Here is a 9,735-nt window from a genome sequence, read left to right as displayed (position 1 = left end):
AAAGAGAAATAAATGAAGCAAATCAACAAATAAAATGTAAAATATTTTTTTGCATTTAACATAATAAACTTAAATACGATTCCATTTACCCAGTATTAAACTATTATAACTATACAATAAAGTTATTCAACGTTCTTTCTCTATTAAGACAGATTAAACTATTTGTAAATTATTCTAGAAATTAATTTATCAATATTTAAACTTAGGGTTATAATATCGAGGGCTTGGTTAGAAAAATAAAAATTAATATTATGGCAAAACTTTTAATCAAAAATGCAACGATAATAACTATAAATCCTGATAAAGATATCTTATATGGTGCTGATATCCTTATTGAAGATAATAAAATATCTAGAATTGGTACTAATATTGGCGTTAGTGCAGATAAGATCATTGATGCAAAAAATAAAATCATTCTTCCCGGGTTTGTACAAACACATATTCATTTATGCCAGACATTATTTCGTGGATTGGCTGAAAATAGAGAACTACTCAATTGGTTAAGAGAAAAAATCTGGCCTTATGAGGCTGCTCATGATGAAAATTCCACTTATTACTCATCTCTATTAGGAATAGGTGAACTAATTTCAGGAGGAACAACCACTATTCTCGATATGGGCGGGGTAAATCATACGGATAAAATTTTTGAAGCCATTGCAAAATCAGGCCTGAGAGCTTTTGCTGGAAAAGCTATGATGAACAACGGTATTGGGGTTCCTAAAAATATCCTGGAAACTACTGGAAATTCTATAGAAGAAAGCCTAAAACTTTTTAAACAGTGGCAGGGAGCTGAAAATAATCGAATTAACTATGCTTTTGCTCCAAGATTTATTCTATCCTGTACAGATGAATTATTTTATCAGGTTAAAGAACTTTCTGATATTTACAATATTCCTGTTCATACCCACGCTTATGAAAATAAAAATGAAGGACAGGAAGTTATTAACCTAAAAGAAATGAGGGAATTTGAATATTTCAACAAAATTGGGCTTTTAAATGAAAAATTCCTTGCTGCTCACTGCGTATGGGTAGATGCAAGTGATATAAAATTAATGAAAGAAAAAGGAGTTAAAGTACTCCATTGTCCTTCTTCCAATTTCAAACTGGGTTCAGGAACTTTAAATCTTACAAGGTTACTTAATGAAGGAATAAACGTTTCAATTGGAGCTGATGGAGCACCTTGTAGCAACAACCTTGATATGCTTCATGAAATTAGAACAACTGCACTTCTGCAAAATGTATTAAATAGACCCGGCGCTATTGAAGCTCATAAATATCTTGAACTGGCCACAATAGAAGGAGCAAAAGCTCTTGGGTTAGATCATGAAATAGGCAGCATTGAAGAAGGCAAAAAAGCAGACTTAATTATTATGAATCTGGAAAACGACTTCCATTCCTGGCACTCTGAAGAAGTTGATCCGGCTACAAAAATAGTTTACGCTTCAAAAAGCTCTGATGTAGAAACAGTTATTATCGACGGCAGTATAGTTATGAATAATAAAAAGCTCTTAACACTTAATAAAGAAGAAATTCTTGAAAACAGTAAGCAAGAAATAGGTAAATTACTAAAAAGAGCTAAAACTATTCTTTCTACAGCTAATTAAGCAGTAAAATTTCTCTTTACAATACAAGTTTTTTAAAATTGTTATGCTATTATGATAGCAATTTAGTAAATTCATTTACTATTTTTTATTAGGTGAGGGTGTTTATTCAGGAATTTTTTCATGAGTGATCTTAAGTACTGGCTGGCATTTTCCAAAGTAAATTCTATAGGAAGCAGATTTATAAAAAAAGTCTGGGAACACTTTGGCTCAATAAAAGAAGCATGGTTAGCTTCAAATGCTGATTTATTGAGAATAGAAGGCTTAAGATATAATAGGGTTCAAAATTTTATTGAAGCAAGAAAAGCCATTAATCCTGATAAATTACTTGAGGAAATATATAAAAGGGATATTAAAGTTCTAACACTGCAAGATGAAGATTATCCCTATTTATTGAGACAAATTCCTGACCCACCGGCAATATTATTTATTAAAGGCAATTTAGAAGTCTGTAATCTGGATAAGACTTTAGCCATTGTAGGAAGCCGTAAAGCCAGCCATTACATACTTGAAATTCTTAATAAGATCATTGACGAAATCCGAGGAACAGATATTACAATTGTAAGTGGCATGGCTTTAGGAGTAGATTCCTGCGCTCATAAAGCAGCACTAAAAAATAATTTAAAAACTATTGCAGTTCTTGGATCAGGACTCGACCATATTTATCCTAAGAAGAATAAAGACCTTTTCCAAGAAATTATAAATGGTAACGGTGCAGTGATCAGCGAATATTATCCGAGCGAAGAACCTGAACCCTGGAAATTTCCTGTAAGAAATAGAATAGTTAGTGCCTTATCCAAGGGAACTTTAATCGCAGAAGCAGGTCTAAAAAGTGGAGCACTAATTACGGCAAATTTGTGTCTCGAGCAGAATAGAGAATTAATGTGCATTCCAGGGTTAATAACAAATCCTAATACAGAAGGTATACATCAACTTATTAAAAATGGTGCAGGTGTAGTTACAAATGCAAAAGATATTTTTGATTACCTAAACTGGCACTATGATGTAAATACGGAGAATAATCAGAAAAGTTTAAAAATACATCTTCTTGACAATGAGAGAAAAATATACGAAATTTTAAGTTTAGAACCAATTACATTTGATGAGATATTAAATAAATCACAACTAAATACTCAAGAATTAATGATTAATTTAACATCTTTAGAATTAAACGGCCTAATAAAGCAATTACCGGGTCAGAAATATATAAGTGTTTTATCGTAAATGGGTTTGAAATGGCTAAAACTACTAAGAAAAAAGATACAGGAGAAAAAAAATCATCAGGCAAATACCTGGTAATAGTTGAGTCTCCTGCAAAGGCAAAAACTATTAAAAAAATTCTTGGCGACGATTATCAGATTAAAGCATCTGTAGGACATATAAGAGACTTACCGGCAAAAGTTCTCGGAGTAGATGTGAAAAATAACTTTGAACCGGTATATGAAATCATGCCGGGTAAAGATAAAGTAGTCAAAGAATTAAGCGAAGCAGCAAAAGAAGCAGATAATATCTATCTGGCTCCCGACCCTGACAGGGAAGGAGAAGCTATCGCTTGGCATATTCAGTCCATTCTGGATAAGCCTAAAGAATCTATATATAGAATTGAGTTTAACGAAATAACAAAAACAGCCATATTAGATGCTGTGAAAAATCCTCGTGCAATTGATATGAATAAAGTCAATGCGCAGCAGACCAGAAGAATTTTAGATAGACTCGTCGGTTATAAAATTAGCCCTATTCTCTGGCAAAAAGTAGGAAAAGGCTTATCAGCAGGTAGAGTACAAAGTGTTGCTGTTAGGTTAATTTGTGATAGAGAAAAAGAAATAGAAGCTTTTGTTCCAAAGGAATATTGGACAATAGGTGCGGAATTAGCAAAACCTAAATCAACAAATTCTTTTGTTGCAGAATTAACCAAATTTAATGGTGAAAAAATTGAGATAAATAATGAAGAAGAAGCAACAAAAGTTGTTAATACAGTTAATGATGCTGAATTTAAAGTAGCTAAAGTTACAAACAGAGAATCCAAGAGAAATCCACAGGCCCCATTTATCACAAGTACTATCCAAAGAGAAGCAAGTACAAGGCTTGGTTATAGCGTAAAGAAAACTATGCAAATAGCTCAAAAGTTGTATGAAGGCATAGATATGGGTTCAAGTGGTCCTGTAGGTTTAATTACTTATATGAGAACTGACAGTACTCGTATCTCAGATGAAGCCAAAGATTCAGCTAAGGAATATATTGTAGGCCATTATGGTAAAAACTATTATCCTGAAACTCCAAGAGTTTACATTAAAAAAAGCAAAAATACTCAGGATGCTCACGAAGCTATAAGACCTACTTACATAGATAAATCTCCTGAATCCATAAAACAATACCTCTCATCTGAACAGTATAGGCTTTACAAACTTATCTGGGAAAGATTTGTGGCAAGCCAGATGGAAAGCGCCTCTGTTAAAACCATTAGTGCTGAAATTGAAGCTGAAAATTATACTTTCAGAGCCAGCAGCAGCAAGATCGTTTTTGATGGATTCTTAATTGTTTATGATGACAGAGAAGAAGATGAAAAATCTAAAGCCATACCCGAATTAACAAAAGGAGATGTGCTTAAACTTAAGAAAATTGATCCAAAACAACATTTTACTCAACCACCACCAAGGTTTTCAGAAGCAACTCTAGTAAAAACTCTTGAAGAAGTTGGCGTTGGAAGACCAAGTACATATGCTCCAACCATAGCTACAATACAAGATAGAGGCTATGTAATTAAAGAAGAAAAAACTTTAGCTCCAACTGCTCTTGGCAAAACTGTAAATGAACTGCTTGTTAAACATTTTCCAAATATTGTTGATGCTAGTTTTACGGCAGATATGGAAACAAAGCTTGATGATATAGCAGAAAATGCTGTTGTATGGCAACAAATTATTGGTAATTTCTATGGACCATTCGCAGAAGTTCTAAAAAAAGCCAAGGAAGAGATGGAAAAAGTCTCTATTTTAACTGAACATAATTGCACAAACTGCGGTAAACCTATGGCTCTTAAAAGCAGTAGATGGGGATCTCAATTCCTTGGTTGTAGTGGATACCCGGAATGTAAAACTACAATGCCATTAACTAAAGATCAAAAACCTGTTCCTGAAGATAAACCATCTGACGAAATTTGTGAAAAATGTAGTTCTCCTATGGTAATCAAATATGGCCCATACGGTGAATACCTTGCCTGCACTAATGATTCTTGTAAAACAAGAAAGAAATTAATCAAGAAAACAGGCGTAAATTGCCCACAAGAAAATTGTGCTGGTGAAATTGTTCAGAAAAAATCCAGATATGGCAAGATATTTTATGGATGTAGCAAATACCCGGATTGTACTTTTGCCTTATGGAATGAACCAACAGGTGATAAATGCCCTGAATGTGGTTCAATGCTAGTAACTAAAGTTTCTAAAGCAGGTAATAAAATAGCTTGTTCATCAAAAGAATGTAAGTATCAACAAGCTGTTGAGAATTCTTCTCAATCATGATTAAGCTTGGGATAATAGGGTACCCCCTTGGACATACCTTATCTCCTGTAATGCATAAAGCTGCCCTAGATTATCTTGGAATAGAAGGGGATTATGCTGTCCTTGAGACTCCCCCGGAAGAACTTATTAACAGAATAAAATATCTTAAAGTTCAAGGATTTAGAGGTTTTAATGTAACAATCCCACTTAAAGTGTGGATTGTTCCTCTTTTAAATGAAGTGGATGAATATGCAAATCTAGCAGGAGCAGTTAATACTGTTATCATTTCGGAAAATAAAGATTTATATGGTTATAACACAGATATAGACGGCTTTATTGAATCCATTCCTGAAGATTTAAAAGAAAATTTAAAATCCAAAAAAGCAGCTATTCTAGGAGCCGGTGGTGCAGCAAGAGCTGTAGCTATTGGACTCTCTACGATAGGAATAAATGAGATTACTTTTTACGCAAGAAATCCTGAAAAAGCTAACATAATACAAGATGTAATACTTGAGGGTTTTCCTGAAATAAAAGTAAAAATAAAGGAATTTAACGAGTTTGCTGATTTAAGCTATGCCTCGATAGTTGTAAATACAACTCCAATTGGCATGCAAGGAATAAACGAGGGCATTTCCCCTATTAACAAGAAAACTGTTGAAGGACTTGCCGAAAATACTATTGTTTATGATCTGATTTATAAACCCAGAGAGACAAAATTAATACAATATGCTAAAGAGCATGGTTTATATACATTAGATGGTCTTGAAATGCTAATTTTACAAGGGGCTAAAGCCTTATCATTATGGATAGACCAGGAAGCTCCTGTTGAAGTAATGAGAGAAGCAGTATTAAAGAGCTTGAAAAGTGAATAGCATAGAACATCAACCTAATAAAAAAGCTGTAGGTGTTCTCTCTATAGGACATTTAATTAGCGATGCTTACGGCGGTTTTATACTGCCTATTATGCCGTTAATTGCAATTAAACTGGGATTATCTCTTGCAATTGTAGGACTTTTACATGCCATTTCGAGCCTTGCATCTTCTATTTTGCAGCCTCTTTTTGGCTATGTTTCAGATATGATTAATAGAAGATTTTTTATTATCTGGGGGATAATATTTTCAGCAATATTTATAAGCCTAACAGGTCTTACCACCAATATATGGACACTTGGGACAGTAATTTTTCTAGGCAGCATGGGAGTAGGCTTATTTCACCCTCAAGCAACGTCTTACGCAGGACATTATAGCGGCATAAAGATAAATAAATATATGGGTGCTTTTACTGCTTTTGGAACAATCGGATTTGCACTTGGCCCTTTCCTCTCCTCGATTCTGGTAGAAAATTTTGGTCTACAATCAACAGTTTATGCTATTATTCCTGGAATAATTATCTTATATTGTCTGTATACAATGGTTCCAAAAAGATATATCAAAACAGATCATCATCCCAGAAAAGAAATTAACTTTGCAAAATTATTCAGCTTAAAAAGAATCTTGTTTATTTTACTTTTTATAGCAGTTATAAGATCTATAGTAGTAGCAAGTTTTGATGTATTTATGCCTTTTTTATGGACAAAATATAATATATCAGTAATATTTATAGGAACACTTATTGGATTATTCTCATTTTTAGGAGGAATAGCTTCTTATATTGGTGGAAGATTAAGTGATACTATTGATAGAAGAACAATAATGGTTATATCCCTTATTCCTGCAATTCCTTGTTTATTAGGATCATTACTTTTACTTCAAAATTTACCTATTATATCCTTTATTTTATTCGTTTTGGCAGGTTTTTTAATTATGTCGTCCACATCTGTTAATCTCGTAATAGGACAAACAGCAATCCCTGAAAACGCTGGCCTGGTTTCAGGAATTATAGGGGGATTTAGCTGGGGTATTGCAGGTTTGCTGCTGTCACCAATTGGTTTTTTAGCAACCAAATATGGAATTGCAACTGTATTAACAGTAATAGCTTTTATTCCCATTCTTGGAGCTGTCTCAACAGCTTATATTCCTAAGGAATATTCTTAATTATCTTATATTAAATGACATTCTTTGAACTTGAGCGTCAGGAATAGCTTCTATATCTTTTGCAAGGCTCTCTATCTCTTCATCTGTACCAATTGTTTCAAGTAAAATAACGCCATCTGTTGAACATTTACCATCAGAAACGGTGTGAAGACCTATTCTGGTTTTAATATTACAACCATGTTTTGAGATTATTTCCTGAAAGCAAGGAGATGTTACTGTTCTATTGGCAAGTAAGACCCCTAATATAGTTACTTTTTCCATAATTTTTTCCTCTTATTAATTCACATAAATATTATAATTAATTAGAAATTTTAACAACAGAAAAGGGAACTATTTAAAATTCCCTTTTCTTATTAAAAATGCTTAGACTTTAGTAACCCATATTATACGGCCTTAGTCCAGGCACCATAGGTACATTATAAGGATTTGCCTGAGACATTTCTGGTTGTTTTGACCCTTTTATACCTTTATATGCGACAAATAAACCTATTGCTGCACCTGCCACCTTTAGTGCTGTTGGTCCTTTGGCAAACCAACCTGCCACTTTGCCCAATATACCCGACTTGGTAGCTGCTTTAGTAAAGCCTTCTTTCATAATACTATTACCAGCACTTGCTGCGGATTTTAAACCTGAGAAAGCACCACCACCAGAGTGCACTCCTGCATCATAAGCTGATTTAATTAGACCAGCATTTGCTTTTCCTGCAGACATTAGATTTGATAATCTTATACCTCCTAACGATTTGGCAGCTTTAAGATGTGTAGACATATCACTGCCAACTAAACCTAATGCAGCTCTAGTATTATGTTCCTTGAGTCCTGATTTGATAATATCTGTATAAAGCTTACCCGTACCTGATTTTGCAAATTTATATAAACCGTAAGTGCCACCAGCAAGCAACAATGGTGATACTATAGACCCTTTTTGCTGATTAACTGTTGATTGAGCAGCTTGTTGTTGATACCCTGACATAGGACCATATCCCATTCCAATTCCATACATTATTTCACTTCCTCCCTATAAATTTTTCGTTAAATTAATACAGATCCTTCCATTTTTATAAAAACAAAAAGAAAATGATAATTGCTATTTTAACAAGAAACATTAAAAATTGTTAAGCGTCTAAAAAATAGGAAAAGAAAGAAAATACTCTTGAACATAAGATAAAGTTCATGTTAGACTAAAAAAGTAAATATGGAGAGGTGGCCGAGTCGGTCGAAGGCGGCTTCCTGCTAAGAAGTTGTGTGGTCAAAAGCTGCACCGTGGGTTCGAATCCCACCCTCTCCGTTTTTTTATACCCAATTAAGAAGCGAAGAAAATTCGCTTTTAGTGTTTAAAATCAGATAAATGCGCCTGTAGCTCAGCTGGATAGAGTGTTTGGCTACGAACCAAAAGGTCGGGGGTTCGAATCCCTCCAGGCGTAAATATAAATTTAATTTGTATATTTCATAGAAGCTCGACATACCGTTGAGCTTTATTTATTATGTATGTATATGATTTTTGTGTATTTCGGTGCGCATTGCGCACCCTACGGACTACGGACTAAACATTAAATTTAACTAGGATAAAAACATATGGGGAAAAGAAATAAGGAGTAAGATATGACAGATGAAAAAGATAGCAACTTTACACCTATTAGAGAATTAATAGGCACCGCATACGAGCAAATAGAAAGTCAGTATAATAATTGCGAACATACAAAAGGACTTTCAAGTGGTTTTTATGATTTAGATAATATACTATCAGGTTTTCTTCCTTCTGATTTAATAGTTGTAGCTTCTAGACCTTCTATGGGAAAAACTTCATTTTGTTATAACATAGCGCTTGAATCAGCTTTGAAAAATAAGAAAAATGTTCTTTTATTTAGTACAGAGTCTTCAAATGAACAAGTAGTTAGCCGATTACTGTGCATAGAAGCTGAAGTTGATACAATGAGACTTAAAACTGTTCATATGCAGCGTGAAGATTGGGAACGATTGACAAAAGCAATGGAATCATTCGCAGAATCTAATTTGTGTATAAATACATCTGCCCGATTAAGTGTATTAGAGGTTGAAAATGAGTGTAAAAAAATGATCGAAGAACATGGCTCATTAGACCTTGTGATTATTGATTATCTTCAATTAATGGATGTGGAGCAGGGAGCTGATAGAATTTGGGGAATGACTGAAATAGCAAGGAAATTGAAAATATTAGCTAGAGAGCTAAACATACCTATTGTTGTTTCTTCGCAAATTTCTAGAGCAGTAGAAACCAGGACAAATAAAAGACCTACTCTAATAGACTTGAGTGAAAGTGGTGCTATTGAACAAGTTGCAGATATAATTGTTTTTATTTATAGAAAAGAATATTATGAACCCGATAATTTTAACATAAAAGGTTTGGCAGAACTGATAATAGCCAAACACAGAAGTGGACCTACTGATACTATAGAACTTTTATTTCGAAACAATATTACCAAATTTAAAAATAAGACAATTTCCTCAGTATTTTAGTTTGCATCTTATTATCAATCTCGTACAATGTTTTTAGTGTAAAAGACTAGAAGACTTGTACGGTGAATAAAAAGGCTAAAATTAATATCATTGATTCAATAGCGAACGAT

The 9,735-nt window shown here is 33.6% G+C and carries 8 protein-coding genes and 2 tRNA genes; 8 read left to right on the top strand and 2 right to left on the bottom strand.

Going from position 1 to position 9,735, the window contains the following annotated elements; translation table 11 throughout:
* Nucleotides 1-251 precede the first annotated feature (251 nt).
* The 5 genes from A2255_02980 (at nt 252) to A2255_02960 (ending at nt 7,129) form a co-directional block, all read left to right on the top strand.
* Nucleotides 252-1,604 (top strand): N-ethylammeline chlorohydrolase, encoded by a 1,353-nt coding sequence (locus A2255_02980; GenBank protein OGI21042.1) that lies wholly within the window; start codon nt 252-254, stop codon nt 1,602-1,604.
* A 120-nt stretch (nt 1,605-1,724) separates the two neighbouring features.
* Nucleotides 1,725-2,825, top strand: a complete 1,101-nt coding sequence (locus A2255_02975; protein OGI21041.1) for a DNA protecting protein DprA — start codon at nt 1,725-1,727, stop codon at nt 2,823-2,825.
* Nucleotides 2,826-2,836: 11 nt separating this feature from the next.
* On the top strand, nt 2,837-5,116 hold the full coding sequence (locus A2255_02970; GenBank protein ID OGI21040.1) for a DNA topoisomerase I: 2,280 nt from the start codon (nt 2,837-2,839) through the stop codon (nt 5,114-5,116).
* Nucleotides 5,113-5,967: a shikimate dehydrogenase gene (locus A2255_02965; protein OGI21039.1), complete on the top strand. Its 855-nt coding sequence runs from the start codon at nt 5,113-5,115 to the stop codon at nt 5,965-5,967. The genes A2255_02970 and A2255_02965 overlap by 4 nt, the downstream gene beginning before the upstream one ends.
* Nucleotides 5,960-7,129 carry a hypothetical protein gene (locus tag A2255_02960; GenBank protein ID OGI21038.1) on the top strand — a complete coding sequence of 390 codons (1,170 nt, stop codon included), beginning with the start codon at nt 5,960-5,962 and terminating at the stop codon, nt 7,127-7,129. Before A2255_02965 ends, A2255_02960 begins: the two co-directional genes overlap by 8 nt.
* Here A2255_02960 and A2255_02955 read toward each other — a convergent pair whose 3' ends face one another.
* Both A2255_02955 and A2255_02950 read right to left on the bottom strand, forming a co-directional pair.
* Complete coding sequence (locus tag A2255_02955) at nt 7,130-7,390, bottom strand: hypothetical protein (GenBank protein OGI21037.1); 261 nt, start codon at nt 7,388-7,390, stop codon at nt 7,130-7,132.
* 109 nt (nt 7,391-7,499) lie between these two features.
* The gene (locus A2255_02950) at nt 7,500-8,132 is read right to left on the bottom strand and encodes a hypothetical protein (GenBank protein OGI21036.1); all 633 of its coding nucleotides are present in this window, start codon (nt 8,130-8,132) and stop codon (nt 7,500-7,502) included.
* A gap of 194 nt (nt 8,133-8,326) precedes the next feature.
* On the opposite strand from A2255_02950, the gene A2255_02945 reads away from it, so the two are divergent.
* From A2255_02945 to A2255_02935, 3 genes are all read left to right on the top strand, one after another.
* Nucleotides 8,327-8,417 (top strand) — tRNA-Ser (locus A2255_02945).
* 62 nt (nt 8,418-8,479) lie between these two features.
* Nucleotides 8,480-8,553: transfer RNA gene (locus A2255_02940), tRNA-Arg, on the top strand.
* 178 nt (nt 8,554-8,731) lie between these two features.
* Nucleotides 8,732-9,625 (top strand): hypothetical protein, encoded by an 894-nt coding sequence (locus A2255_02935; GenBank protein OGI21035.1) that lies wholly within the window; start codon nt 8,732-8,734, stop codon nt 9,623-9,625.
* Nucleotides 9,626-9,735: the final 110 nt, after the last annotated feature.

Source organism: Candidatus Melainabacteria bacterium RIFOXYA2_FULL_32_9, from assembly GCA_001784615.1.
GTDB lineage: Bacteria > Cyanobacteriota > Vampirovibrionia > Gastranaerophilales > UBA9579 > UBA9579.
The sequence above is the reverse complement of the archived record's forward strand: the minus strand, read 5'-3'. Positions and strand labels throughout refer to the sequence as shown.

What these genes read in the sequence shown, in the direction of transcription:
- A2255_02950 (OGI21036.1), bottom strand. Translation starts at nt 8,132, where the DNA reads ATGTATGGAATTGGAATGGGATATGGTCCTATGTCAGGGTATCAACAA.
- A2255_02975 (OGI21041.1), top strand. Translation starts at nt 1,725, where the DNA reads ATGAGTGATCTTAAGTACTGGCTGGCATTTTCCAAAGTAAATTCTATA.
- A2255_02970 (OGI21040.1), top strand. Translation starts at nt 2,837, where the DNA reads ATGGCTAAAACTACTAAGAAAAAAGATACAGGAGAAAAAAAATCATCA.
- A2255_02965 (OGI21039.1), top strand. Translation starts at nt 5,113, where the DNA reads ATGATTAAGCTTGGGATAATAGGGTACCCCCTTGGACATACCTTATCT.
- A2255_02980 (OGI21042.1), top strand. Translation starts at nt 252, where the DNA reads ATGGCAAAACTTTTAATCAAAAATGCAACGATAATAACTATAAATCCT.
- A2255_02955 (OGI21037.1), bottom strand. Translation starts at nt 7,390, where the DNA reads ATGGAAAAAGTAACTATATTAGGGGTCTTACTTGCCAATAGAACAGTA.
- A2255_02935 (OGI21035.1), top strand. Translation starts at nt 8,732, where the DNA reads ATGACAGATGAAAAAGATAGCAACTTTACACCTATTAGAGAATTAATA.